Source organism: Mesorhizobium sp. M0910, from assembly GCF_040319465.1.
Lineage (GTDB): Bacteria > Pseudomonadota > Alphaproteobacteria > Rhizobiales > Rhizobiaceae > Mesorhizobium.
Genome location: NZ_JAMYNZ010000006.1, coordinates 241,267 through 265,609, shown reverse-complemented (window position 1 = coordinate 265,609; position 24,343 = coordinate 241,267). Strand labels below are relative to the sequence as shown.

The following is a 24,343-nucleotide window of genomic DNA, read 5'->3' as shown; positions in this document are numbered from 1 at the left end:
GTTGGTAAAAGGGAAAAACAATCCGCAATGGAAAAAGGCCGCATCCTGCTTGCCCTCACCGGTATTCATCCGCTGCGCTGGCGCGAACTGCTGTCGGCGGAGCGCGAAGTGGTGCTCGAGCCGAATGGCGCCGGCGATCCCTCGATCACCTATGCTGTGGTGTGGAAACAGAGGCCGAACCTGTTGTCGTCGCTGCCCAATCTGCGGGCTATCTTCTCGATCGGCGCCGGCGTCGACCACATTTTCGCCGATCCCACCTTGCCCGACGTACCGGTCGTCAAAGTGGTCGCCGACAACCTTACCCAGTACATGACCGAATACGTTGTCTGGCGGGTGCTCGACCACCATCGCCAGGGCATGCTCTACCGCGCCCAGCAGCAGAAGAAGATCTGGCACGAGCCGCAGCAGCGGCCGGCCGGCGACATCTCGGTCGGCATTATGGGGCTCGGCACGCTTGGCCGCGCGGCGGCATCGGTACTGTTGTCGCTCGGCTTTCCCGTTAATGGCTGGTCGCGCAGCGATCGGCCGATGGAAGGTGTCTCGACTTACGCGGGCGAGGCCGGCCTGATCCCGTTCCTCAACGCCACCGATATCCTGGTGGTGCTGTTGCCGCTGACGCCACAGACGCACGGCATCATCAACCACGGCGTGCTGAAGGAGCTGCGCAAGCCCAATGGCCTCGGCGGCTCGGTGCTGATCAATGCCGGGCGCGGCAGGCTGCAGAAGGACGCCGACATTCTGCGCGCGCTGGACGACGGCACGCTGAAGGAAGCCAGCCTCGACGTGTTCGAGGTCGAGCCGCTGCCGAAGACCAGCCCGCTATGGAGCCACCCGAAAGTGTTCGTGACGCCGCACGCGGCGGCAACTTCCGATCCGGTCCACCTGGCGCCGATCATGCTGCGTCAGATGGACGCCTTCGAGCGCGGCGAAGCGCTGGAAAATGTGGTGGATCGCGACGCGGGGTATTGATTTTTTAGAGCGTCGCTTTTCAGTCTCAGCCCCAGCCGAGCGGCACGTAGTCGATCTCCATAAACGCCTCGACCTCCGGGATCCAGCGGTCGCGGACGAAGGCGACGTGGTCGGGATGGTCGTTGTAGCCGGAGTAAGCCCGCTGATCGGCGAACTCCATCGAGAAGCCGAAACGGTAGTCGTTCTTGGGGCTGACCTGCCGCAACTGCTCGAAATGCGTGACGCCCTTTATCGCCGTGAGGATCGTCTTGGCGTCGGCGAGGAACCTTTTTTCCTCGAGCGAATGCGGCGGGTGCTTTAGCGTGAACACGACGGTGTGACGGATCATTTTTTGCTCCTGCGATGTCTTCGTGTCACGCGCTGTCGGCCCAGGCGCGGATGAGATTATAGGCGATCGCCCCCTTCGGCGGTGTCACCAGGCCGCCCGGATGCTCGCGGGCCAGCATCGAGAGCACCTCGTCGCGAAAGAACCAGCGGCAATCTTCCAGCTCGTTGAAGTCGGGGTGGATATCGTCGTTGAGCGGTTCGCCGAAGCAGCCGATCATCAGCGAATAGGGAAACGGCCAGGGCTGGCTGGCGTGGTAGACGACGCGGCCTAGCCGAATGCCGGCTTCCTCCAGCGTTTCGCGGCGCACCGCCGCCTCGATCGTCTCGCCCGGTTCGATGAAACCGGCGAGCGCCGAATACATGCCGGGCCCGAAATGCCGGCCGCGGCCTAGCAGGCATTTTTCTGGTGTTGCCGTCAGCATGATCGCCACCGGGTCGGTGCGCGGAAAGTGCTCCGTCCCGCAGGCCGGGCAATGCCGCTTGTAACCGCCCGCCCGCATCTCGGCTTCGGTGCCGCATTTGCTGCAGAAGCGATGGCTGGCATGCCAGGCAAGCAGCGCCGCCCCTTGCGCCAGCGCGCCGGCGGCCGCTTCGTCGATCAGCCCCTGCATATAGACCGAGCGATAGTCGATGGCCTTGATCGTCTCGGGAAGCTGCTCCGGCTCGACCCCGGCCGGCACCGCCAGCACCGGGCCGCTTTCGGAAAAACCGAGCAGCACGCCGTTTTCGAGCGATGCTTCGAGCGGCCGGCATTCGGCCACGCCGAACCAGGGGTCGAATGCGCCTTGCGCAAGCTTCAGATAGAGCCGGCCGCCACGCATCAGCAAAAGCCGCGCCGAGGGATCGGCGAGCGCCTTTTCGACGGAATCGTCGGCGCGGTTTTCGGACTGCCGGTCGATAATGTTGCCGGCGAAGCCGACGAACTGGCTCGGCTCGCGCAAGGGCGCGTCAAACAGGCGAAAGCTCATGCAGACTCGGGAAGGTTCAAGTGGACACGGGGGAGGCTTATAGCGCTGCCTTGATCTTTTCCGCAAACTTGCGAAGGTCGGAGCGCTGATAGGGTTCGCGCAGGCCGTGCCCCCACACCGGGCCGGGCCAGCCGGGATCGCCTTCCGAGCGCGCAATAACGTGTACATGCAACTGGCGCACGATGTTGCCGAGTGCGCCGGTATTGATCTTGGTGCAGCCGGTCACCCGCTTCAGCGCCAGCGCCACCATATTGGTCTCGAAGGTCAGCATCGCCTGGTCGAGCGGCGTCATATCGTGGATTTCCTCGATGCCCGGCCGCTGCGGCACCAGCAGCAGCCATGGCCAGCGGCGGTCGTTCATGACGCGCAATTCGCACAGGCCGAGCCACATCAGCTGTTCGCTGTCGGCTTCCAGCTGGGCGTCAAGCGTGAATCCGGCCTTGAGGCCCGGCAGCATCGGCGTTTCCCTCACTTTTGGACGTTTTTTGAACTCTATCGACGCTAGAGCGGCTTCCGAAGGGCCGCAAGGGGGAGCAAGCAACATTGGCCGTCGCGGCGCTGATTGTGCGCGAAGAAGTGAAGGCCCGGGCAAATTGCATCAGGTTGGCGCTGCCCCGCCGAGATCGACGATTTTGATCGTGGCCACATTTTGTTCTTGCTTTGTGCCGGCAGCTATGCTACTAATCCCGCTATGGTGATTATTCGCACCAACGACCCGCCCGCCGAGGCGGGTTTTTGGTTTCAGCTTTCGCCGTCGCTCAAGGCCCCCTATCATCCGCACTTGCATTTCATCGCCGGATTGCCGATATGGAGGCTGGGAGGTTGGTGGTGGACGGTCCACTCGCCAACCGGGTCAGGTCCGGAAGGAAGCAGCCCTAACGAGCCCGGAACGGGTCATTGTTCCAGCCTCCCGCCTCTTCGCCTTTTGCCCCGACATTGACGGCGCCAAGCCGTGCGGGCGAAACTATGCGCAGGAATCGGCCGCCTCCAGTGGCAGCCCTTGGAGCTTAACGGGCGAATGAGCGAAGCCGGAAACGAGGCCGGGAAATTGGACAAGCCTGCCGCCTACCGCGTGCTGGCGCGCAAATACCGACCGTCGAATTTCTCCGAGCTGATCGGCCAGGAGCCGATGGTCCGCACCTTGACCAATGCCTTTGCCACCGGCCGCATCGCCCAGGCCTGGATGCTGACCGGCGTGCGCGGCGTCGGCAAGACCACGACCGCGCGCATACTCGCGCGGGCCCTGAACTACAAAACACCGACGGTCGACCAGCCTTCCGTCGACCTTGCCGTGCTCGGCGAGCATTGCCAGGCGATCATGGAAGGCCGGCATGTCGACGTCATCGAGATGGACGCCGCCTCGCATACCGGCATCGACGACATCAGGGACATCATCGAGCGTGTGCGCTACGCCCCGGTGTCGGCGCGCTACAAGGTCTACATCATCGACGAAGTGCACATGCTTTCCAACCAGGCCTTCAACGGCCTGTTGAAGACGCTGGAAGAGCCGCCGCCGCACGTCAAGTTCATCTTCGCCACCACCGAAATCCGCAAGGTGCCGATCACCGTCCTGTCGCGCTGCCAGCGTTTCGACCTCAGGCGCATCGATGCGGCAATGATCAAGGCCGACCTTGCCAGGATAGCCGGTCTGGAGGGCATCGAAGTCGAAGAGGATGCGCTGGCGATGATCGCCCGCGCGGCCGAAGGCTCGATGCGCGATGCGCAGTCGATCCTCGACCAGGCGATCGCCCATGGCGGCGGCGCGGTCAGCGCCGAAGCGGTGCGCGCCATGCTCGGCCTTGCCGACCGCGCCCGCATCGTCGACCTGTTCGAGCATGTCATGAAGGGCGACGTCGCCGCCGCCCTTGCCGAATTCCGTGCCCAGTACGATACCGGCGCCGATCCTGCCGCGGTGCTGACCGACCTTGCCGAGTTCAACCATCTGGTCACCCGTCTGCGTTTCGTGCCGGCTGCCATCGACGACGCCTCGCTGTCCGAGGACGAGCGCCGGCGCGGCGCCGATTTCGCCAGCACGCTGTCGGTCAAGGTGCTGTCGCGGACATGGCAGATGCTCTTGAAAGGCATTCCCGAGGTGCAGACCTCCAACCGCCCGGTCAGCGCCGCCGAGATGGTGCTGATCCGGCTGGCGCATGCCGCCGACCTGCCGACGCTGGACGAGGCGCTCAAATCGCTGGAGAACGGCGTTTCGCCGCCGGGCGCCGCGCCGCGCGTGAATGGCGCGCCGGCAAGCCCCGGCCCCGCAAACCATGCGCCTGCAAGCGGTGGTGCCGGTGCCGTGGCGCAGACGCGGATGCCGACGGCCAATGGCGGCGCGCAGACGATGCGCCTGGTCGAGGCCGAGCCCGTGCCGACGAACTTCGTTGCTCCGCCGGAGCCGGTGGTCGAGGCGCCGCTGGTGCCGGTGAAATCGCTGGCCGATATTGTCGCCCTTGCCGACGCCCAGCGCGACATGGCCTTCAAGGTGCTGGTGAAGCGTTGCGTGCGCCTGGTGCGCATCGAGCCCGGCCGTATCGACGTCAGCCTGACCGACGATGCGCCGAAGATGCTGCTCAACGATTTGACCGCCAAGCTGCGCGCCTGGACGGGCCGCAGCTGGCTGGTGTCGCTGTCGAAGGAGGAGGGCGGCCAGACGCTGGCCGAGATGGAATCGACAAAGCGCGAAAACGCCTTCCTCGATGCCAAGAGCGACCCGACGGTCGCCGCCATCCTGGCGCGCTTTCCCGGCGCCAAGATCATCGACGTGCGCATTCCCGACGCGCCGGAAGCCGATGCGGCAGAGGCCGAAGTGCCGGTCGAGCCGCCGGCCGACGACGACGAAACCTGAACAACCAGCACCAACTGCAAAGGACCGTGCGATGAAAGATCTTCTCGGCCTGATGGGCAAGGCAAAGGAAATGCAGGCCAAGTTCCAGGCCATGCAGGATGAGATTGCCACGCTGGAAGCCACCGGACAGGCCGGCGGCGGCCTGGTCAGCGTGACGCTGACCGGCAAATTCGAGATGAAGTCGCTGAAGATCGACCCGGCGCTGTTCAAGGAGGACGAGGTCGAGATTCTCGAGGACCTGCTTGTCGCTGCCCACAACGACGCCAGGACCAAGGTCGAGCAGATCATGCAGGAGAAGACCAAGGCCCTGACCGCGGGACTGCCGATCCCGCCGGGAATGAAGCTGCCGTTCTAAGGTGTGTTGATATTCAGGTGATGCCGGCCTGCAAACGGCAGCTTCCGGTGCTCACGTACGAAACGTACGCTCCGCTCCGGTTCTCGGAAGCCGCCATTTTCGGCTCGGCCTGACCTGAATCTCAGCACACCTCGAGCTGTGTTTACAGTTACCGCGTCGACTGAACCAATCTCTCCAGGCTTGGGCAAGCCCTCTTGCGGAGATTGCGGCGCTCCAAGGTCACGGCATGAATCCTTGGAACCATGCCGGCACCTGACCGAAGAGGGCAGCGATCCAACGCTCTTCGCCCGCCAGCTGTGTCTATTGGGCAACGCCCCAAACTTAATAACCGCTTTAGCCATCTTTTTGCCTGAAAGTGTCTCATTCTTGCCGCAACCAGGGGCGGGCTGGCAGCAGAATGAGGGGACACCTGTTGATCTCTACCCGATGGAAGACGCCGTTGCGGCTCGGCGTCGTTATCTCGCCGCTGTTTTTGGCCGCTTGCAGTCAGACCGCCTCGCACGGCATGTCCAGCCTGACCGATGCCATTACGCCGGGTTTCCTGAGCTCGCGCTCCTACAATTCCACGCCGAAGGAGAAGGAATGCCTGGAGCGGGCGATGTTCTTCGAGTCCAACCGGTCGAGCCGTGACGGCATGATTGCGGTCGGCACGGTGGTGATGAACCGGCTGCGGTCCGGCAAGCACGGCAGCACCATCTGCGAAGTGGTTGGCGAGCGCGGCCAGTTCGCGCCGGGCGTCATGACACGGCCGATGAATTCGAAGGCGATGCCCGACGTCGAGGAGGCCGCCGAGGCGGTGCTCAAGGGCGAGCGCAAAGCCAAGCTGAAGAACACCATGTATTTCCACACCGCCGGCCTGCGCTTCCCCTACAAGAACATGCACTACACCATGGTCGCCGGCGGCAATGCCTTTTATGAAAAGCGCGGCCGCAACTGGCAGCCGCTGCCGGACGAACCGGTGGTCGCCATAGCCCAGGCCAAGCCGCAAGCGCCTGCCGCTCAGGCCATACTTGTCGCTTCGGCGGAGCCGGCTCGCGAGGTCAAGCCGACATTCGCCAAGGCAACCTATGTTACCGCCGCCGCATCGCAGCCAGCAAGGCAGACAAGGGTGACTGCAGGAATGGCGACCGCGGCGAGGGCGGCACCGGAGAAGCCAATCCTTGTGGCGCTGCAGGAGCCAATGCAGGAACCGGACGCGGCCCGTTTCGGTGGAACCGTGAACCCCCGGCCGGTCACAACATTCCAGGCGGCGCCGGCAGAGCCGACAATGTCGTTCGAGGCGACGCCCGAGAACACCGACGCCATCGGCGCGATGATCGCCGGCCAGACCCGGCCGCTGGAGGAAAACTGAGGCGGCCGGCGTCGGCGCGTTGTACGGGGAGAAATGCCCGGCACGCAATGAGGGGCGGCGCAACGCCGGGCGATTGCCTCTTTGCAGGCTGAACAGCGCGCCTCAGCGCTGTTCCAAAACCCGTTGAAAAATCCTAAACCGGAGCGATGTCGAAGCGAATCGCCGGTCCCGAGATCGAACGCCTGATCCAGCTGCTGGCCAAGGTGCCGGGGCTTGGCCCGCGTTCGGCGCGCCGCGCCGCGCTCCACCTCATCAAGAAGAAGGAGCAGCTGCTGGCGCCGCTTGCCGCTGCCATGGGCGAGGCCGTCGACAAAGTGCGCATCTGCTCGACCTGCGGCAATGTCGACACCTCCGATCCATGCATGATCTGCACCGACCCGCGCCGCGACCCCACCACGCTCATCGTTGTCGAGGACGTGGCCGACCTTTGGGCGCTGGAGCGGGCGACCGCCATGAACGTGCGTTATCATGTGCTCGGCGGTACGCTGTCGCCGCTCGACGGCATTGGTCCCGATGAGCTCAACATCCGATCGCTGGTCGATCGCGTCGCCGGCGGCGAGGTCAAGGAAGTGATCCTCGCCGTCAACGCTACGGTCGAGGGCCAGACTACCGCGCACTACCTCACCGACCAGCTTTCCGGCTTCGACGTCAAGGTGACGCGCCTGGCGCACGGTGTTCCGGTCGGCGGCGAACTCGACTATCTCGACGAAGGCACGCTCGCCGCCGCACTGCGCTCGCGGACGGTGTTTTGAGGCGAGTTGCGGGGAGGGTAGCTCTGAGATGATTGCGTTCTTTCACGCCCCCCTCTGTCCTGCCGGACATCTCCCCCTCAAGGGGGGAGATTGGCTGTCATGCCGGCTTTCGCCAATCTTCAACGCTGCGAAACTGGCAACGAAATCGAAACTGCCAATCTCCCCCCTTGAGGGGGAGATGTCCGGCAGGACAGAGGGGGGCGCGAAGGAACGCGACCTTTGCATGCTCAGCTTTGCATTTCTTCTAGCAGCCATCATCAGCTTCCTCCTCGCCACCCCCGCCTCCGCGGCAAAGATCGACGACCAGTTCCGCGCGTGGCTTGGCAACGACCTCTGGCCCGAAGCCAGCGCCAAAGGCATTTCCAGGAAAACCTTCGATGCCGCCTTCGACGGCGTCAAGCCGAACCTCAAACTGCCCGACCTGGTAAAGCCGGGCGAGAGGGCGACGACGCCGCGGAAGCAGCATCAGGCCGAGTTCGGTTCGCCAGGCGCCTATTTCGCCGAAAAGATCGTCCGTGCGGTGACCGCCGGCGGCCGCACCCGCGAGGCGGCCAACGCTAGGACCCTTGCAGCGATCGAGAAACGCTACGGCGTGCCTGGCGAAGTGCTGCTGGCGATCTGGGGTCGCGAGAGCGGCTTCGGCGCAGCGAAGCTGCCTTATGACGCCTTCGAGGTGCTGGGCACCAAGGCGTTCATGTCGACCAAGAAGGAATTCTTCCGCACCGAGCTCTTGGCGGCGCTGGAGATCGTCGAGCGCGGGCTTGCCCCGGTCGGTGCGATGAAATCGTCCTGGGCCGGCGCGCTCGGCCAGCCGCAGTTCATGCCGACGTCGTTCCTCAAGCATGCCGTCGATTTTGACGGCGACGGCCGCACCGACATCTGGAATTCGACGCCCGACATACTGGAATCGATCGCCAATTATCTCGTACATTATGGCTGGGTCAGGGGCCGCGGCTGGGGCTTCGAGGTGATGGTGCCGGAAAGCGTCTCGTGCTCGCTCGAAGGTCCGGACCAGGGCAGGAAGATTTCCCAATGGGCTGATATGGGCATCAGGCGTGTGTCGGGTAAACCGTTCCCGGCGAGCGAACTGAAAGCCGAGGGCTTTCTTTTGATGCCGGCCGGGCGTAGCGGCCCGGCCTTCATCGTGACCCCCAATTTCTACGTGCTGAAGCAGTATAACACCAGCGATCTCTATGCCCTGTTCATCGGCCATGGCGCCGATCGCATCGCCCATGGCGACAGCAATTTCTCGGGCAATTGGGGCGCGGTCGGCGGGCTCTACCGCTCCGACATCGCCGCCCTGCAGCGGGCGCTGGAAGCCAAGGGCTACGATGTCGGCAGCGCCGACGGCCTGCCTGGCTTCAAGACGCGCCGCTCGATCGGCAAATGGCAGGCCAGCAACGGCCGTTCCGCTACCTGCTTTCCCGACCCCGACCTGGTTACCGCGCTGAAATAGCCGGATTTTCGCACCGCCGGTCTGGCCCAATCGACCGTTCTGCAAATGCTCGTTGCCGCGCTCGAAACCGCCGGATATGGTGAGCTGGAACCGCACAAAAATTGCCAATACGACGGTCCGGGGATCACCGTTCGACGCGGCAAGAAATGCCACAACCCTGAGCCGGGAACTCAGGTCAACAAAAACAGGGAACAGTTGAAATGATGATGGAAAAGTTTGCTCTACGCACCCGCTTCTTGCTCGCGGGCGCCGCCATGTCCGCGCTGCTTCTGGCCGGTGCGCCTGCCTTCGCGGTCACGCCCGCCGACACGCTGGTCGAGGGTTTCGCCATCGACGACATCATCTCCATGGATCCAGGCGAGGCATTCGAACTGTCTACCGCTGAAGTCACCGGCAACACCTACGATCTCCTGGTGCGCCTCGACCTCAGCGACACCTCGAAGGTCAAAGGCGATCTCGCCGAAAGCTGGAGCGTCTCCGACGACGGCCTGACCTACACGTTCAAGCTCAAGCCCGGCCTCAAATTCGCCTCCGGCAATCCGATCACAGCGGCGGACGTCGCCTATTCGTTCGAGCGCGCCATCAAGCTCGACAAGAGCCCGGCCTTCATCATCGGCCAGTTCGGCATCGACGGCGGCAACGTCACCGAGAAGGCCAAGGCTGTTGATGACACGACGTTCCAGTTCACCGTCGACAAGGCCTATGCGCCGAGCTTCGTGCTGAACTGCCTGTCGGCGACGGTCGCCTCGGTCGTCGACGCCAAGCTGGTCAAGGAGCATCTCGCGGCGGTCACGCCGAGCGCCGACTACAAATGGGACAATGATTTCGGCAATGCCTGGCTGAAGACCGGCTATGCCGGCTCCGGTGCCTTCAAGCTGCGCGAATGGCGCGCCAACGAAGTTGTCGTCCTTGAGCGCAACGACAATTACTACGGCGAGAAGGCCAAGCTTGCCCGCGTCATCTATCGCAACATGAAGGAAAGCTCGGGCCAGCGCCTGGCGCTGGAAACCGGTGATATCGACGTCGCCCGCAATCTCGAGCCAAACGATCTCGACGCCATCGCCAAGAACGCCGATCTCACCACCACCAGCGCGCCGAAAGGCACGGTTTTTTACATCAGCCTCAACCAGAAGAACCCGAACCTCGCCAAGCCCGAGGTCCGCCAGGCTTTCAAATATCTGGTCGACTACGACGCGTTGAGCTCAACCATCCTCAAGGGCATCGGCGAGATCCACCAGACCTTCCTGCCCAAGGGCGACCTTGGTGCTCTCGACGAAAACCCGTTCAAGCTCGATGTCGCCAAGGCCAAGGACCTGCTTGCCAAGGCGGGTCTCGCCGACGGCTTCAACGTCACCATGGACGTGCGCACCGGCCAACCGACCACCGGCATGGCGGAATCGATCCAGCAGACGCTGGGACAGGCCGGCATCAAGCTGGAGATCATCCCCGGCGACGGCAAGCAGACGCTGACCAAATACCGCGCCCGCAACCACGACATCTATATCGGCCAGTGGGGCCAGGACTATTTCGATCCGAACTCCAATGCCCAGACCTTTGCCAGCAACCCGGACAATTCGGATGAAGCCAAGACCAAGACCCTGGCCTGGCGCAATGCTTGGGACATTCCGGACTTGACCAAGCAGACAGAGGCGGCCCTGCTCGAGAAGGATTCGGCCAAGCGCGCCGCAATGTACGAGGATCTTCAGAGGAAGATCCTCGATACCAGTCCTTTCGTCATCATCCACCAGCAGCTGGAAGTGGCTGGCCTGCGCAAGAACCTCAAGGGCTTTGCGCTCGGTCCGAGCTTCGACACCAACTTCGTCGGCCCGGTTTCGAAGGAGTGATGTCGGCGGACGCGCCGCATGAGCTTGGCTGAAAGGGAAACGACGGCGGGGCGCGGCAGCGCTCGCGCCGTTGCCGCTGCCTCATCGATCGCCCGGTTCCTGGTCATCGCCATAACGACTTATCTCGGTCTGCTCGCGGTGACCTTCTTCATCGGCCGGGTGATCCCGATCGACCCGGTGCTGGCGGTGCTCGGCGACCGGGCGCCGACCAATGTCGTCGAACGAACGCGCCGCGAGATGGGTCTCGACCTGCCGCTGGTCGAGCAGTTCTACATCTATGTCAAACATGCCTTGAATGGTGATTTCGGCACCTCGGTGCTGACCACTAATCCGGTGATGACGGACATCCGCCGCGCCTTTCCGGCGACGCTCGAACTGGCAACACTAGGGACGCTGATCGGTTCGGTGATCGGCGTGCCGCTTGGTGTGCTGGCGGCCGTGCGGCGCGGCAGCATCATCGACCAGATCGTGCGCATCATCGGTCTTGTCGGCTATTCCGTGCCGATCTTCTGGCTGGGGCTGCTGGCGCTGGTGCTGTTCTACGCCAAGCTGCAATGGGTCGCCTTTCCCGGCCGCCTCGATATCGTCTACGAATACACCTTCACGCCGATTACCGGCTTTTACCTGCTGGATGCACTCTGGCAGCGGCAGTGGGACGTATTTGCCGATGCCTTCCGCCACATCATCCTGCCTGCCTCGCTGCTCGGCTATTTCTCGCTCGCCTACATCAGCCGCATGACGCGCTCCTTCATGCTGAACGAACTCACCCAGGAATACATCGTGGCGGCGCGCGCCAAGGGCCTGTCGGAAACGCGCATCATCTGGGGTCACGCGCTGCGCAACGCCGCGGTGCCGATGGTTACGGTGATCGCTCTGTCCTATGCCGGGCTGCTCGAAGGCTCGGTGCTGACCGAGACGGTGTTTTCGTGGCCGGGCATCGGCCTCTACATCACCAACTCGCTGCAGAACGCCGACATGAATGCCGTGCTTGGGGGCACGATCATCATCGGCTCGGTCTTCATCGGCATCAATCTTTTGTCCGACCTGCTCTACCGGCTGCTCGACCCAAGGACCAAGGCAGGATGAGGACCAAGGCAGGATGAGCGCAGAAGCGATTCAAACCCGCCGTGATTGGCTGCTCAGCGAGCGGCCGGCGTCGCGCGTGCAGGCAAGGCTCGGCCGCGCCTATGTAGCCTGGCGGCGCTTTTCCGCCAACCGGCTGGCCTTTGTCGGCCTGCTCATCATCATCGCCCTGCTGGTGGTCGCGGCCTTCGCCGATGTGCTGGCGCCCTATTCGCCGACATTCGGCGACCTCAAGGGCTCGCGGCTGCTGGCGCCAAGTGCCGCGCACTGGTTCGGCACCGACGATCTCGGCCGCGATATCTATTCGCGCATCATCTTCGGTTCGCGTTGGACACTCTATGTCGTCATTCTGGTCGCCATCATCGCCGCGCCCATCGGCTTGCTGGTCGGCACCGTTGCCGGCTATACCGGCGGCTGGACCGATGCGATCCTGATGCGCATCACCGACATCTTTCTCGCCTTTCCGAAGCTGATCCTGGCGCTGGCCTTTGTCGCCGCGCTCGGCCCCGGCATCGAAAACGCGGTGCTCGCCATCGCCATCACCTCGTGGCCGCCCTATGCCCGCATTGCCCGCGCCGAAACGCTGACGGTGCGCAATTCCGATTATATCAAGGCGGTGCAACTGATGGGCGCTTCGCCGTTTCGCATCGTGCTTCGCCACATCATGCCGCTCTGCATCTCCTCGCTGATCATCAGGGTGACGCTCGACATGGCCGGCATCATCCTGACCGCCGCCGGCCTCGGCTTCCTCGGCCTCGGCGCGCAGCCGCCGCTGCCGGAATGGGGCGCGATGATCGCGTCGGGCCGACGCTTCGTGCTCGACCAGTGGTGGGTGGCGGGCGCGCCGGGCTTTGCCATCCTCATCGTCAGCCTCGGCTTCAACCTGCTCGGCGACGGCCTGCGCGACGCGCTCGATCCGCGAAGCGGTGACCAATGAGCACGCTTCTCGAAGTCGACGACCTGCGCGTCACCTTCCCGACGCGCACCGGCCTGATCGAGGCAGTGCGCGGCGTTTCCTTCTCGCTGGGCCGCGAACGGCTCGGCATCGTCGGGGAGAGCGGTTCGGGCAAGTCGCAGACCGGCCGCGCCATCATGGGCGTCACCCCGCCGCAGGCCGAGGTGACCGCAAAGACGCTTGCTTTCGACGGCATCGACCTGCTGGCCGCCTCGCCGCGCGAGCGCCGCGCACTGCGCGGCAAGCGTATCGCCATGATCCTGCAGGATCCGAAATATTCGCTCGACCCGGTGATGAGCATCGGCCGCCAGATCGTCGAGACACTGCGCACGCATGAGAAAGTCTCCAAGGCCGAAGCCCGCGACCGCGCGCTTGCCATGCTGGAGGCTGTGCAGATCCGCGATCCGGCCCGTGTCTTCGACCTGCATCCGCACGAGGTTTCCGGCGGCATGGGCCAGCGCGCCATGATCGCCATGATGCTGATCGCCGGGCCGGAGATGATGATCGCCGATGAGCCGACCTCGGCACTCGACGTCACTGTGCAGCTCGACGTGCTCGGCATCCTCGACCGGCTGGTCAGCGAGCGCGGCATGGGGCTGATCTTCATCTCGCACGACCTGCGCTTGGTCTCATCTTTCTGCGATCGTGTCATCGTCATGTATGCCGGCAAGGTGGTCGAACAGCTCAAAGCCTCGGAGCTCGGCCGTGCCCAGCATCCCTATACGCGCGGCCTGCTCAACTGCATGCCCAAGATCGGCGCCGACCGTCACCCGCTGCCGGTGCTCGACCGCAAGCCGGAGTGGGCGGCATGACGGCAGCCCTTTCCGTCGACCGGCTGGAGGTGGTCTTCGACCGTTTTCGCGCGCTGAAGGGCGTCAGCCTTGAAGTCGAGTCCGGTGAATCCTTCGGCCTGGTCGGCGAGTCCGGCTCCGGCAAGTCGACGTTACTCAGGGCAATCGCCGGCCTGGCGCCGGCCGCTTCGGGCACCATCGCCGTCAACGGCAAACAGCTCGGCGCGCGCCGCGACAAGGCGTTCTACCGCGAGGTGCAGATGGTCTTCCAGGACCCGTACGGCTCGCTGCACCCGCGCCAGACCGTCGACCGCTTGCTGCAGGAGCCGCTCGCCATTCACGGCTTTGCTGACGGCGAAAAGCGCATCCAGCGGGCGTTGGACGAGGTCGGCCTGGGCACCGGCTTCCGTTTTCGCTATTCGCATCAATTGTCCGGCGGCCAGCGCCAGCGCGTGGCAATCGCCCGTGCCCTGATCCTCGAACCGTCGATCCTGCTGCTCGATGAGCCGACCTCGGCGCTCGACGCTTCGGTGCAGGCGGAGGTGCTGAACCTGCTGGAGGAGATCCGGCGGCGGCGCAAGCTGACCTTCCTGATGGTCAGCCACGACCTCGCCATCATCACCCATATGTGCGAGCGGCTGATGGTGATGCAGAACGGCGAGGCGGTCGAGCACCTCAGCGCCGGCGACCTCGTCGAGCGCCGCGTCGCCAAGGACTACACGCGCAATCTGCTGAGGGCGAGCGAGGGGTTTGTCAGGACGGCATGAGCGACGGGCCTTCGGTTGCCGACATCGGCATCGACAGGCCCAATCGCCGGGCGACGGTGCCAACTTGAGGAAAACCTGAAATAACCCCAAAAGAGTCTCAACAGCCATCAAACGAGAGCGGGCGCCGGTCCGGTGAGGGATACGATGACAAATTCAGCCATTTCCGAACGCAAGAACCAGTCGATTTCGCGCGGCGTCGGCATGACCACTCAGATCTATGCCGATCGCGCCGAAAACTCGGAAATCTGGGACGTCGAAGGCCGCCGCTATATCGATTTTTCGTCCGGTATCGCTGTCGTCAACACTGGCCACCGTCACCCCAGGGTCATCGAAGCGGTCAAGGCGCAGCTCGACCGCTTCACCCATACCTGCTACCAGGTCGTGCCCTACGAGAGCTATATCCGGCTGGCCGAACGGCTGAACGGCATGCTGCCCGGCAAGTTCGACAAGAAGACGATTTTTGTCACCACCGGCGCCGAGGCGGTCGAGAACGCTATCAAGATTGCCCGTAACGCCACCGGCCGGCCGGCGGTCATCGCTTTTTCCGGCGGCTTTCACGGCCGCACCTTCATGGGCATGGCACTGACCGGCAAGGTCGTGCCCTACAAGGTCGGCTTCGGCGCCATGCCGGCGGATGTCTTCCATGCGCCGTTCCCGGTGGCGCTGCACGGCGTCTCGGTCGCCGATTCGATGGCGGCGCTCGACCGGCTGTTCAAGGCCGATGTCGATCCGGCCCGCGTCGCCGCCATCATCGTCGAGCCGGTGCAGGGCGAGGGCGGCTTCTACGAGGCGCCGCGCGACTTCATGACCGCATTGCGCAAGATCTGCGACCAGCATGGCATGCTGCTGATCGCCGACGAGGTGCAGACCGGCTTTGCCCGCACCGGCAAGATGTTCGCCATGGACCACCACGAGGTGGCGGCCGACATCACCACCATGGCCAAGAGCCTTGCCGGCGGCTTTCCGCTGGCGGCGGTCACCGGACGTGCCGAGATCATGGATGCGCCGAATCCCGGCGGGCTCGGCGGCACCTATGGCGGCAGTCCGATCGGCGTCGCCGCGGCGCATGCCGTGCTTGACGTCATCGACGAGGAGAAGCTCTGCGACCGCGCCAACACGCTGGGCAACCGTCTGAAGCAGCGCCTGCAATCGATCCGTGACGAAGCGCCGGAGATCGTCGATATCAGGGGCCCCGGCTTTATGAACGCGGTCGAGTTCAACGATGTGACGAAGGGCCTGCCGTCGCCGGAACTCGCCAATGCGGTCCGGCTGAAGGCGCTCGACAAGGGTCTGATCCTGCTGACCTGCGGCGTCTACGGCAACGTCATCCGCTTCCTCGCGCCGATCACCATCCAGGACGGCGTCATGAACGAGGCGCTCGACATCCTGGAAAGTTCGATCCGCGACGCCCGCGCCGCCTAAGCGGCGAGGATATCGCCTGGGATTCAACTGCGGCGAAGGCCGAGATAGGCGGCAAGCCGCCGTTCAACGCCCTATGCGAGCACGAAATTCGGCAGTCGAATTGGTGCGTGGAAACGGTTCGGAAGGCAACTGTACACCGAGAAAGGCACAAAGCGGCTCCCACCCTTCGGAGGCCTGATAAGTAAGAAGGCGTTCAGGTGGCAGCGTTGATTTCACGGAAGCGTTATGTGCTTCATAGACAGCGATTGCGTGATCACGGTTATCAAATCGACCGCCAAAGACAGTGTTTCCAATCACCGCCACACCAAAGGACTGTGGATCATTGGTAGCAGCATCCATCGTGAGCCCTATTGTTTGCGCCATGCTGTCATACCAGGCTTCGGGGTCACGAACTGTCAGGATAACCTTCGCATCAGGGTAGTGGTCACTCACTTCGCGCCAAAAATGCGCCGTTGGCCAATCGACCGCCGAAAGATAGCCGGCATATGCCGCATCCCAGGTCGGGAGTTGTCCCTGGCCGGCTGCGCGCCACAGCGTCTTCTGCTCGGGATTGGCGTGGACATCTGCCATGTGATGACACGGCCCGAACCCAAGATGCTCCAACGCGAGCTTCAGCGAATATGTGCCAGTGCGACCCATGCCTGCGCCAATGACATATAGAGCCATGAGCACCCCCCGACGATTTCAATTGGTCAAAATACCGCTGTTTCCTTTACTTCGCTATATGTTTGAAGGTCAGCTCCCGGTCGAACTAGACTAGGTCATTCAGGGTGATTGGGTTTGATCTTATCCCGCAGCGCGGACAGGCTCTTCTTCCTGGAAGGCGGCGAGCGCCGCCTTCAGCCCGTCGGGCCCAGTCGCGACAATCTGCGGCGACGGCGAAAAGCCGGCGCCGAGCATCTTGCGGCCAAGCATGTGGTCGCCGGGCCGGTTGACCGATTCGATGCCGAGCAGCCGGCTTTCGGCGTAGTGATAGATAGAGAATTTGTTCTCGGCCACGTCGCCCAGCACGAGATGGCTGTCGCCGCCCGCAATCAGGCCGACCATCTGCAGCTTCATGTCGCCGATATCGGACCAGAACCACGGCACCGCCGAGTAATTGTCGGTGTGGCCGGCGATGGTGCGTGCGGCGAGCCGCGCCTGGTCAGTGGCGTTCTGCACCGATTCCAGCCGCACGTCGCCGCCTGTGAACCAGTGCCGGTAGGACGCCGCGTCGCCGATGGCGAGGATTTCCGGCACCGACGTGCGCATCTGCTGGTCGACGCGGATGCCGTTGGCGATGGCAATGCCGGCGGCTTCGGCCAATTCGACATTCGGCACGACGCCAATGCCGATGACGACCATCTGCGCCGGCAATCCTTCGCCAGATGAGGTGATTGCAGCCGAAACACGGCCGTTCTCGCCCTCCAGCCGTTCGATGGTGGTGCCGGTAAGAATGCGCACACCGGTCGCCTCCAGCCGCTGGCGCACATGGCCGGCGATCACCGGCGCCACGGCGCGGCCGAGCAGCCGGTCAACCGCCTCGACCACCGTGACCTTGCGGCCGGCGGCGGTGAGCGTTGCGGCAATCTCAAGGCCGATGAAGCCGCCGCCGAGGATGACGACCTCCTCGCTTTGCGCGCTCAATTCGCGGATCAGGCGGGCATCAATGAGCGAGCGCAGCGACACAACGCCAGAAAGCTTCGAACCCGGCAGCGGCAGCAGGCGCGGACGCGCGCCGGTGGCGAGGATCAGCCGGTCGAACGGCAGCACGCCGCCTGATATCTCCAGCCGGCGGCCGGCGACGTCGATCCGCTCGACCCGGAGGCCTGGCCGGTAGTCGATGGCGCTGCCGGTATAAAAAGCCTCGCCGCGCAACGGCTGCGGTTTTGCTTGCTGATCCTTGATGAAGGTCTTCGACAGCGGCGGCTTGTGGTAGGGCAATTCGTTTTCGTCGCCGATCAGGATTACCGGCCCGTCATAGCCTTCTTCGCGCAGACTGGCGGCCGCTTGCACGCCCGCATGACCCGCACCGACAATGACGACCCCGACCTTCATAACAGCCCGATTCCTCACCCAAATCTAGGACGTCCCGCCAGGTGGCGATTGTCTGGTCCCGCCGCAAGAGCGCCGATCCGGGTCGCACCCGGAACGGCCGCCTGTCAACCGCGTCATGCGCCGGCATTCCTATACATCGGTGTTAAAGTTGACAGTTCTAGTTTAGAATAATTCTAAACTATTGTTTCAATTGAATTTTTTCTACGCCACCAGTTGACATCCGGTGTCTTCGCCGTTTTATGGAAGCTCGCGCGTCAGCGCATCCCTTTGATGTCTGGGCCTTGAACCCTTTCGATTGGAGGCATTTCGGTGTCTTTCTTCCGCGAACCGCGCGATGGCGCGACCCTTCTTTGCCCGCTGGCAGCTGCCCGCCGCGGCGCCGGCATTTCATTGATTCCCGAGGAGAGACAGTCATGAGAACGATGATCACGGCACGGTATGGCGGCAGGCTTGCGGCGATCGGCGCCACCGCGATGCTCACGGCGGCGGTGTTCGTGCTGCCGGCCAAGGCGCAAACCGATGCCAAGGCGGTCATCAAGACCTATTCCGACATCGCGCTCGCCAAATACGAGGATTCGCTGATCACGGCCGAGGCGCTCGACAAGGCTGTCGATGCGCTGCTCGCCAAGCCATCGGCCGAGACGCTGAACGCCGCCCGCGAGGCCTGGAAGGCATCGCGCGTTCCCTATCAGCAGACCGAGGTCTATCGCTTCGGCAATGCCATCGTCGACGACTGGGAAGGCAAGGTGAACTCCTGGCCGCTCGACGAGGGCTTGATCGACTATGTCGCCAAGGGCTACGGCACCGAGTCGGATGCCAACGCTTTATACACCGCCAATGTGATCGCCAATAAGTCGATCGAGATCAACGGCAAGAAGGTCGACGCCACCAATCTGACGCCGGAGTTCCTCTCCGGCACCCTGCAGGAGGCCGGCGGTATCGAGGCCAATGTGGCGACCGGCTATCACGCCATCGAATTCCTGCTTTGGGGTCAGGACCTGCACGGAACCGGTCCGGGCGCCGGCGAGCGGCCCTACACCGATTACGACCTCGCCAATTGCACCGGCGGCAATTGCGACCGTCGGGCGCGATACCTGAAATCGGCGAGCGACCTTCTGGTTTCCGATCTAAAGGATATGGTCGACTACTGGAAGGAAGGCGGCGCCGCCCGCAAGAACCTTGTCGATGGCGAGCCGAACGCCGCCATTTCGACCATCTTCACCGGGATGGGCTCGCTGTCCTATGGCGAACTCGCCGGCGAGCGGATGAAGCTCGGCCTTTTGCTGCACGATCCGGAAGAGGAGCATGATTGCTTCTCCGACAACACCTACAACTCCCATCTCTACGATGCGATCGGCATCCGTGCCGCCTATCACGGCAGCTACACGCGGCTTGACGGCACTGTCGTCGAGGGGCCGTCGGTGGCCGACATGGTCAAGGCGGCCGATCCGGCGATCGACAAGGAATTGTCGGCTAAACTGGATATCACCATCGCCAAGATGGAGGCCATCAAGGCGCGGGCGCTTGCCGGCGAGGCCTATGACCAGCAGATCGCCGAGGGTAACGCTGACGGCAACGCCACCGTGCAGGCGGCGATCGACGCGCTGGTCGATCAGACCAAGTCGATCGAACGCGCCGTCGGCACCCTGAAGCTCAATGCCATCGCCTTCGAGGGCTCGGACAGCCTCGATTCACCGGACAAGGTGTTCCAGTAAACTTCGAAACCAACAGCCACGCGGCGCAATGAGCGCCGTTAGCCAGAGCGACAAATGCTGATCTGCCATTGCAACATCATCACCGAAAAGGAGATAGAGCAGACGATCGTCGGACTGCTGGATGAGGACCCCTGGCAGCTGATCGTGCCGGCGAAGGTCTACCATGCCATGCACAAGCGCGGTCGCTGTTGCGGCTGCTTCCCAAATGTGGTCGAAACGATCATTCGGGTCACCGAAAATTATCACGCCCGCTCGGCGGCGAGCGGCGTGGACATCGTTTCACACCTGGATCGCGTCAGAGGCCTGCGCGTCCAATACGGGAGCAGAATCCATGAAAGGCGAACAGCAGATCATAGAGCGGCTTAACGAGGCTCTGTTTCTGGAACTTGGAGCGGTCAATCAATATTGGGTGCATTTCCGGCTGCTGGAAGACTGGGGATACGCCAAGCTGGCGAAGAAGGAACGCGCTGAATCGATCGAAGAAATGCACCATGCCGACCGGCTCGTGGCGCGCATCATCTTCCTTGAGGGCCATCCGAACCTGCAGTCCGTGGCGCCGCTGCGTATCGGGCAGAATGTCAAGGAAGTGCTCGAATCCGATCTTGCCGGCGAATATGACGCGCGCACCGCCTACAAGCGTTCGCGCGAGGTTTGCAACGAAGCAGGCGACTACGTGACGATGAAGCTGTTCGAGGAATTGCTGGCTGACGAGGAAGGTCACATCGACTTCCTCGAGACGCAACTCGACCTGCTCGCCTCCATCGGCGAGGAAAAGTACGGCCAACTCAACGCAGCGTCGGCCGACGAGGCGGAATAAGGACATGCCGGAATGCGGCGCCCCCTAGATTTCTTGCGCCGCTTGCCGGCCGAAGATTGCGGCCTGCCGCCTCAGAAGAAGCCGCGGTACGGGATCCTTCGCGGCCCTTTTCTTGCCGTGGTGGCGACGCTCACAGCCTCGGCGCTGGCCGGAGCGCCGCAACCGGCGGGGCTTGCCACCAGCCGCACCGATCTGACGCCGAAGGATCTGGCGCGCGTCATCGCGATCACCAGGCCGACCAGCGATTTCTCCAAGCCCGAGCAATTCGAATTGATGCAGGGCGGCGCCGGCACCTCGAAGAAGGACGTCAACAAGGATGCCTTCTCGCAATCCTCCGCCAACATCGGCTTTGCGGAAGAGGGTACCTTCAAGCTCGGCAATGCCATTTTCCGCAAGAACTGGGTGTCGTCGCCATCCTCGACACAAGCCTCGGATGGGCTCGGTCCGCTGTTCAACGAGCGCGCCTGCCAAAACTGTCATCTGAAGGACGGCCGCGGCCATCCGCCCGAAGGGGACAGCGGCACCACCTCGATGTTCCTGCGCCTGGCAAGGGAAGCCAGTACCGAGGAGGAGAAAGCCGCGCTCGCCGATCACAAGGTGCTCAACTTTCCCGACCCGGTCTATGGCACACAACTTCAGGAGCTAGCCGTTCCCGGCCTGCAGGGCGAAGGCAGGATGCATGTCGATTATCAGGAGCAAAAAGTAAAACTGGCGGACGGCAGCGTCGTGTCGCTGCGCAAGCCGAGCTATTCGGTCGAGGGTCTCGCCTACGGGCCGCTCGATCCGCACACCACGCTGTCGCCGCGCATGACACCGCCGATGATCGGCCTTGGCCTGGTCGAGCAGATCGCTCCTGCCGACATCCTTGCGCATGCCGACGCGACCGACCGCGATGGTGACGGGATTTCCGGCAGGCCCAACATAATACGCGACGGCAGCAGCGGTGAACTGACGCTCGGCCGTTTCGGCTGGAAGGCGCAGGCGGCTTCGATCCGTCAGCAATCGGCGGACGCTTTTGCCGGCGATATCGGCATTTCGACGCCTGAGGTGCCGAGGCACTGGGGCGATTGCAGCGCCGCAGAAAAGACCTGCCTTGCCCTACCCAACGGTGTGCAGGAGCGCCTCGGTCCGGTCGAAGCGCCGCCGCCGGTCATGGACCTCGTGACCTTCTATTCGCAAAACCTTGCCGTGCCGGCTCGGCGCGATCTCGACAGACCGGACGTGCTCGCCGGCAAAAAACTGTTCTACGATATGGGCTGCATCTCCTGCCATACGCCGAAATTCGTCACCCGTCGCGGCACCCCGAACAAAGCGCAGGCCTTCCAGCTGATCTGGCCTTATTCCGATTTCCTGCTGCATGACATGGGACCCGGCCTTGCCGACGGACAGGCGGTGGGCGAGGCCAGGGGAAGCGAATGGCGCACGCCGCCGCTGTGGGGCATCGGGCTCACCCAGACCGTCAGCGGCAACACCTTCTTCCTGCATGACGGGCGCGCACGCAGCCTGGCAGAGGCAATCCTGTGGCATGGCGGCGAGGGCCAGAAAGCGCGTGACCGCTTTGCCGCTGCCAATGCGGCCGAACGCGCCGCGCTGATCAAGTTTCTGGAGTCGCTCTGATGCGGAAGCGTCTTGCACTCGCGCTGATGCTGGTCCTCGCCGATGCGCTGTCGGCATCCGCCGCAGTGAAGGCTTCGGATGTGATCCAGCGGGCGATCGACGGCTTCGTCCGCCCGGCCTATGCCAGGCTGCATGACCATGCGGACAGCTTGGCCAAGACCATGCACGCGCTTTGCCAGGCGCCTTCGCAAGATACTCTCGATGCGGCACGCGCCGAATTCTCAGGCGTCGTGGATGCCTGGTCGGTGGTGGAAATCATCCGTTTCGGGCCGATCGCCGAAAACAACCGGCTTGAGCGCATGCTGTTTTGGCCGGACCGCAAGAGCATCGGCCTGAAGCAGGTGCAGGCAGCACTGGCCGGCAACGATCCGGCGGCCGCCGATCCGGCCCAACTGGCGACAAAGAGTGTCGCCATGCAAGGGCTCGGCGCATTGGAGTTCGTGCTCTACGGCGATGGGGCCGGTCAATTGGCCGGCAAGGGCGACGCCTATCGCTGCGCCTATGGTGCAGCCATTGCCGGCAATGTCGAGACGATTGCCGGCGAGGTCGGCGAGGCCTGGAACAAGCCCGACGGCTTTGCCGCGCTCTGGGCCAATCCCGGTCCGCAGAACGCGCTCTATCACGACGGCACTGAAGCGGTGACCGAACTGGTCGGCGTCTTCATCAACGAGTTGGAAATGGTTCGCGACGTGCGCCTGAAAGGCTTCCTGGGCGCCAAGCCGGAGGCCGACAAACCGAAACAGGCGATTTATTGGCGCTCGCAGAACACCGCACGCTCGCTGACCGGCAATCTGGCGGGCGTGGATGCGCTGTTCCAGGCCTCCCACCTTGGCGATGCGCTGCCGCCTGATGCACGCTGGATGGCGGAATCGGTCCACATCCAATTCACCAACGGGAACGAGGCCGCCAAGGCGATCAGGGGTCCGATCGACAAGGCACTAGCCGATCCGACGTTGCGCCAGAAGCTCGACTACTTCGCACTGGTGACATCCAGCCTGACGGCCCTGATCGGCACCAGGCTGACCGCCGAATTCGGCCTGACCGCCGGGTTCTCGTCACTGGATGGCGACTGATCATGAAGACGCCGCTGATCGATCGGCGCGATTTCCTGAGGGCCGCGGGCGCTGGTTTCGTGGCGGCGATGGCGCCGTCGGCCTGGGCAAATACACTCGACGCCGACGCGGTCTTCGCCACGGCTTTCGTCAAGCGCGACGGCAGCTATGGCGCGGCCGTCCTGTCCGAGGCCGGCAAGTTGTTGCACACGATCGATCTGCCCGATCGGGGCCACGACGTTACCTTCGACCCGGTGTCTAAGCGTTCGGTGGTGTTTGCCAGGCAGCCGGGCACCTTTGCTGTCGTCTTCGACCATACCGGCCGCGATGAACCGCACACCATTGCCAGCGTTGCCGGCCGGCATTTCTTCGGCCATGGCGTGTTTTCGGCCGATGGCACGCTGCTCTACGCAACCGAGAACGATTTCGACAATGCCGCCGGCGTCGTCGGCGTCTATGACGCGCATGCGAAATTCAAGCGTATCGGCGAGTTCCCGACCTACGGCATGGGGCCGCACGAACTTCTGCTTCTCTCCGACGGCAGGACAATCGCTGTCGCCAATGGCGGCATCGAGACGCATCCGGATTATGGCCGCGCCGAGCTCAATATCGCAACGATGAAGCCTTCCTATGTTCTGGTCGACCGCCTTACCGGCGATCTCACCGAAAAGCACGAATTGCCGCCGGCGCTACACCAACTGTCGATCCGCCATATGGATGCCGACCGGTCCGGCACCGTCTGGTTCGGCTGTCAGTACAGGGGGCCGGGTAACAATCGTCCCCCACTGCTCGGCCGCGCGCCGCGCGGCAAGGAGTTGCAATTGCTCGATATGCCGCAGGACGTGCTCTCCGGCTTCAGGAACTATATCGGCTCGGTCGCCGCCAACCCTGCCGCCGGCACCGTCGCCGTGTCTTCGCCTGAGGGGAATTCGCTTGCCGTGATCGACACGGCCAGCGGCCGCATCGTCGCCACCAAAGTGCTGGTCGAGGTTTGCGGCGTTGCGCCCGATGGGGAAAGCTTCATGGCGACGACCGGCGCCGGCGATATCGTCGAGTCCGGTGGCTCGATACGTTCCGAGCCGGACTATGTCTGGGACAATCACGTGCTGCGTATCGAGCAGGTCGGCTAGTCCCGATACCCATTGTGGCGATTGCGTGCGTTGGAACTTACATTCTTGGACGCGCGCCGAAGCCAAGTCGCCTGACGATTTATCCATTAT

General features: G+C 63.4%; 24 protein-coding genes and 1 other RNA gene. 20 read left to right on the top strand and 5 right to left on the bottom strand.

Annotated features, from left to right (window positions below; genetic code table 11):
* Positions 1-27: 27 nt before the first annotated feature.
* Positions 28-969 carry a 2-hydroxyacid dehydrogenase gene (locus NKH78_RS17310; protein WP_352686856.1) on the top strand — a complete coding sequence of 314 codons (942 nt, stop codon included), beginning with the start codon at positions 28-30 and terminating at the stop codon, positions 967-969.
* Between the two features lie 25 nt (positions 970-994).
* Here NKH78_RS17310 and NKH78_RS17305 read toward each other — a convergent pair whose 3' ends face one another.
* The 3 genes from NKH78_RS17305 to NKH78_RS17295 are packed head-to-tail and all read right to left on the bottom strand — an operon-like array spanning position 995 to position 2,721.
* Positions 995-1,297 (bottom strand): Dabb family protein, encoded by a 303-nt coding sequence (locus tag NKH78_RS17305; protein ID WP_254816201.1) that lies wholly within the window; start codon positions 1,295-1,297, stop codon positions 995-997.
* Positions 1,298-1,322: 25 nt separating this feature from the next.
* Positions 1,323-2,264 carry an NAD(+) diphosphatase gene (gene nudC / locus NKH78_RS17300; protein WP_352475999.1) on the bottom strand — a complete coding sequence of 314 codons (942 nt, stop codon included), beginning with the start codon at positions 2,262-2,264 and terminating at the stop codon, positions 1,323-1,325.
* Positions 2,265-2,301: 37 nt separating this feature from the next.
* On the bottom strand, positions 2,302-2,721 hold the full coding sequence (locus NKH78_RS17295; RefSeq protein ID WP_023676868.1) for an HIT family protein: 420 nt from the start codon (positions 2,719-2,721) through the stop codon (positions 2,302-2,304).
* 360 nt (positions 2,722-3,081) lie between these two features.
* Between NKH78_RS17295 and ffs the strand changes: the two genes are divergently transcribed.
* The 13 genes from ffs (at position 3,082) to NKH78_RS17230 (ending at position 15,885) form a co-directional block, all read left to right on the top strand.
* An RNA gene (ffs, locus tag NKH78_RS17290) (signal recognition particle sRNA small type) lies at positions 3,082-3,178 on the top strand.
* A gap of 104 nt (positions 3,179-3,282) precedes the next feature.
* A complete protein-coding gene (locus NKH78_RS17285) occupies positions 3,283-5,109 on the top strand; it encodes a DNA polymerase III subunit gamma/tau (RefSeq protein ID WP_352644438.1) in 1,827 nt (608 codons plus the stop codon).
* Positions 5,110-5,140: 31 nt separating this feature from the next.
* Entirely contained in the window at positions 5,141-5,464 is a 324-nt protein-coding gene (locus tag NKH78_RS17280; RefSeq protein ID WP_352740904.1) for a YbaB/EbfC family nucleoid-associated protein, read from the top strand.
* Positions 5,465-5,876: 412 nt separating this feature from the next.
* A complete protein-coding gene (locus NKH78_RS17275) occupies positions 5,877-6,815 on the top strand; it encodes a cell wall hydrolase (protein ID WP_352740906.1) in 939 nt (312 codons plus the stop codon).
* Between the two features lie 146 nt (positions 6,816-6,961).
* Positions 6,962-7,567: a recombination mediator RecR gene (gene recR, locus NKH78_RS17270; protein WP_352740908.1), complete on the top strand. Its 606-nt coding sequence runs from the start codon at positions 6,962-6,964 to the stop codon at positions 7,565-7,567.
* A 223-nt stretch (positions 7,568-7,790) separates the two neighbouring features.
* Positions 7,791-9,023, top strand: a complete 1,233-nt coding sequence (locus tag NKH78_RS17265; protein ID WP_352740316.1) for a lytic murein transglycosylase — start codon at positions 7,791-7,793, stop codon at positions 9,021-9,023.
* 45 nt (positions 9,024-9,068) lie between these two features.
* Complete coding sequence (locus NKH78_RS17260; protein ID WP_352475995.1) at positions 9,069-9,227, top strand: hypothetical protein; 159 nt, start codon at positions 9,069-9,071, stop codon at positions 9,225-9,227.
* Positions 9,224-10,867, top strand: coding sequence for an ABC transporter substrate-binding protein (locus NKH78_RS17255; RefSeq protein WP_352740317.1), 1,644 nt, complete (start codon positions 9,224-9,226; stop codon positions 10,865-10,867). The genes NKH78_RS17260 and NKH78_RS17255 overlap by 4 nt, the downstream gene beginning before the upstream one ends.
* Positions 10,868-10,885: 18 nt before the next feature.
* Positions 10,886-11,953 (top strand): ABC transporter permease, encoded by a 1,068-nt coding sequence (locus NKH78_RS17250; RefSeq protein ID WP_254816192.1) that lies wholly within the window; start codon positions 10,886-10,888, stop codon positions 11,951-11,953.
* Between the two features lie 13 nt (positions 11,954-11,966).
* Positions 11,967-12,887, top strand: coding sequence for a nickel transporter permease (gene nikC, locus NKH78_RS17245; protein ID WP_352740318.1), 921 nt, complete (start codon positions 11,967-11,969; stop codon positions 12,885-12,887).
* The gene (locus NKH78_RS17240; protein ID WP_254816190.1) at positions 12,884-13,717 is read left to right on the top strand and encodes an ABC transporter ATP-binding protein; all 834 of its coding nucleotides are present in this window, start codon (positions 12,884-12,886) and stop codon (positions 13,715-13,717) included. The genes nikC and NKH78_RS17240 overlap by 4 nt, the downstream gene beginning before the upstream one ends.
* Positions 13,714-14,463 (top strand): ABC transporter ATP-binding protein, encoded by a 750-nt coding sequence (locus NKH78_RS17235; RefSeq protein WP_352702353.1) that lies wholly within the window; start codon positions 13,714-13,716, stop codon positions 14,461-14,463. Before NKH78_RS17240 ends, NKH78_RS17235 begins: the two co-directional genes overlap by 4 nt.
* Positions 14,464-14,607: 144 nt before the next feature.
* Positions 14,608-15,885 carry a 4-aminobutyrate--2-oxoglutarate transaminase gene (locus tag NKH78_RS17230; RefSeq protein ID WP_352740320.1) on the top strand — a complete coding sequence of 426 codons (1,278 nt, stop codon included), beginning with the start codon at positions 14,608-14,610 and terminating at the stop codon, positions 15,883-15,885.
* Positions 15,886-15,948: 63 nt separating this feature from the next.
* On the opposite strand, the gene NKH78_RS17225 is transcribed toward NKH78_RS17230, so the two are convergent.
* Together NKH78_RS17225 and NKH78_RS17220 are read right to left on the bottom strand one after the other, a co-directional pair.
* Positions 15,949-16,551 (bottom strand): sulfotransferase family protein, encoded by a 603-nt coding sequence (locus NKH78_RS17225; RefSeq protein WP_352644430.1) that lies wholly within the window; start codon positions 16,549-16,551, stop codon positions 15,949-15,951.
* Between the two features lie 120 nt (positions 16,552-16,671).
* Complete coding sequence (locus tag NKH78_RS17220; protein ID WP_352740321.1) at positions 16,672-17,922, bottom strand: NAD(P)/FAD-dependent oxidoreductase; 1,251 nt, start codon at positions 17,920-17,922, stop codon at positions 16,672-16,674.
* Positions 17,923-18,344: 422 nt separating this feature from the next.
* On the opposite strand from NKH78_RS17220, the gene NKH78_RS17215 reads away from it, so the two are divergent.
* From NKH78_RS17215 to NKH78_RS17190, 6 genes are read left to right on the top strand one after another with little or no spacing between them, the layout of a single operon-like run.
* Positions 18,345-19,637, top strand: coding sequence for an imelysin family protein (locus NKH78_RS17215; protein WP_352740346.1), 1,293 nt, complete (start codon positions 18,345-18,347; stop codon positions 19,635-19,637).
* A 54-nt stretch (positions 19,638-19,691) separates the two neighbouring features.
* Entirely contained in the window at positions 19,692-20,003 is a 312-nt protein-coding gene (locus tag NKH78_RS17210; RefSeq protein ID WP_352506130.1) for a (2Fe-2S)-binding protein, read from the top strand.
* On the top strand, positions 19,969-20,454 hold the full coding sequence (gene bfr / locus NKH78_RS17205; protein WP_023676883.1) for a bacterioferritin: 486 nt from the start codon (positions 19,969-19,971) through the stop codon (positions 20,452-20,454). The genes NKH78_RS17210 and bfr overlap by 35 nt, the downstream gene beginning before the upstream one ends.
* A gap of 12 nt (positions 20,455-20,466) precedes the next feature.
* On the top strand, positions 20,467-22,071 hold the full coding sequence (locus NKH78_RS17200; RefSeq protein WP_352740323.1) for a di-heme oxidoreductase family protein: 1,605 nt from the start codon (positions 20,467-20,469) through the stop codon (positions 22,069-22,071).
* Positions 22,071-23,144, top strand: a complete 1,074-nt coding sequence (locus NKH78_RS17195; protein WP_352740325.1) for an imelysin family protein — start codon at positions 22,071-22,073, stop codon at positions 23,142-23,144. Before NKH78_RS17200 ends, NKH78_RS17195 begins: the two co-directional genes overlap by 1 nt.
* A gap of 2 nt (positions 23,145-23,146) precedes the next feature.
* Positions 23,147-24,253 carry a DUF1513 domain-containing protein gene (locus NKH78_RS17190; RefSeq protein ID WP_352702349.1) on the top strand — a complete coding sequence of 369 codons (1,107 nt, stop codon included), beginning with the start codon at positions 23,147-23,149 and terminating at the stop codon, positions 24,251-24,253.
* Positions 24,254-24,343: the final 90 nt, after the last annotated feature.

Coding starts and splice junctions, on each gene's coding strand:
- NKH78_RS17310 (WP_352686856.1), top strand. CDS start 28: ATGGAAAAAGGCCGCATCCTGCTTGCCCTCACCGGTATTCATCCGCTG.
- NKH78_RS17305 (WP_254816201.1), bottom strand. CDS start 1,297: ATGATCCGTCACACCGTCGTGTTCACGCTAAAGCACCCGCCGCATTCG.
- nudC (WP_352475999.1), bottom strand. CDS start 2,264: ATGAGCTTTCGCCTGTTTGACGCGCCCTTGCGCGAGCCGAGCCAGTTC.
- NKH78_RS17295 (WP_023676868.1), bottom strand. CDS start 2,721: ATGCTGCCGGGCCTCAAGGCCGGATTCACGCTTGACGCCCAGCTGGAA.
- NKH78_RS17285 (WP_352644438.1), top strand. CDS start 3,283: ATGAGCGAAGCCGGAAACGAGGCCGGGAAATTGGACAAGCCTGCCGCC.
- NKH78_RS17280 (WP_352740904.1), top strand. CDS start 5,141: ATGAAAGATCTTCTCGGCCTGATGGGCAAGGCAAAGGAAATGCAGGCC.
- recR (WP_352740908.1), top strand. CDS start 6,962: ATGTCGAAGCGAATCGCCGGTCCCGAGATCGAACGCCTGATCCAGCTG.
- NKH78_RS17265 (WP_352740316.1), top strand. CDS start 7,791: ATGCTCAGCTTTGCATTTCTTCTAGCAGCCATCATCAGCTTCCTCCTC.
- NKH78_RS17260 (WP_352475995.1), top strand. CDS start 9,069: ATGCTCGTTGCCGCGCTCGAAACCGCCGGATATGGTGAGCTGGAACCG.
- NKH78_RS17255 (WP_352740317.1), top strand. CDS start 9,224: ATGATGATGGAAAAGTTTGCTCTACGCACCCGCTTCTTGCTCGCGGGC.
- NKH78_RS17250 (WP_254816192.1), top strand. CDS start 10,886: ATGAGCTTGGCTGAAAGGGAAACGACGGCGGGGCGCGGCAGCGCTCGC.
- nikC (WP_352740318.1), top strand. CDS start 11,967: ATGAGCGCAGAAGCGATTCAAACCCGCCGTGATTGGCTGCTCAGCGAG.
- NKH78_RS17240 (WP_254816190.1), top strand. CDS start 12,884: ATGAGCACGCTTCTCGAAGTCGACGACCTGCGCGTCACCTTCCCGACG.
- NKH78_RS17235 (WP_352702353.1), top strand. CDS start 13,714: ATGACGGCAGCCCTTTCCGTCGACCGGCTGGAGGTGGTCTTCGACCGT.
- NKH78_RS17230 (WP_352740320.1), top strand. CDS start 14,608: ATGACAAATTCAGCCATTTCCGAACGCAAGAACCAGTCGATTTCGCGC.
- NKH78_RS17225 (WP_352644430.1), bottom strand. CDS start 16,551: ATGGCTCTATATGTCATTGGCGCAGGCATGGGTCGCACTGGCACATAT.
- NKH78_RS17220 (WP_352740321.1), bottom strand. CDS start 17,922: ATGAAGGTCGGGGTCGTCATTGTCGGTGCGGGTCATGCGGGCGTGCAA.
- NKH78_RS17215 (WP_352740346.1), top strand. CDS start 18,345: ATGATCACGGCACGGTATGGCGGCAGGCTTGCGGCGATCGGCGCCACC.
- NKH78_RS17210 (WP_352506130.1), top strand. CDS start 19,692: ATGCTGATCTGCCATTGCAACATCATCACCGAAAAGGAGATAGAGCAG.
- bfr (WP_023676883.1), top strand. CDS start 19,969: ATGAAAGGCGAACAGCAGATCATAGAGCGGCTTAACGAGGCTCTGTTT.
- NKH78_RS17200 (WP_352740323.1), top strand. CDS start 20,467: ATGCGGCGCCCCCTAGATTTCTTGCGCCGCTTGCCGGCCGAAGATTGC.
- NKH78_RS17195 (WP_352740325.1), top strand. CDS start 22,071: ATGCGGAAGCGTCTTGCACTCGCGCTGATGCTGGTCCTCGCCGATGCG.
- NKH78_RS17190 (WP_352702349.1), top strand. CDS start 23,147: ATGAAGACGCCGCTGATCGATCGGCGCGATTTCCTGAGGGCCGCGGGC.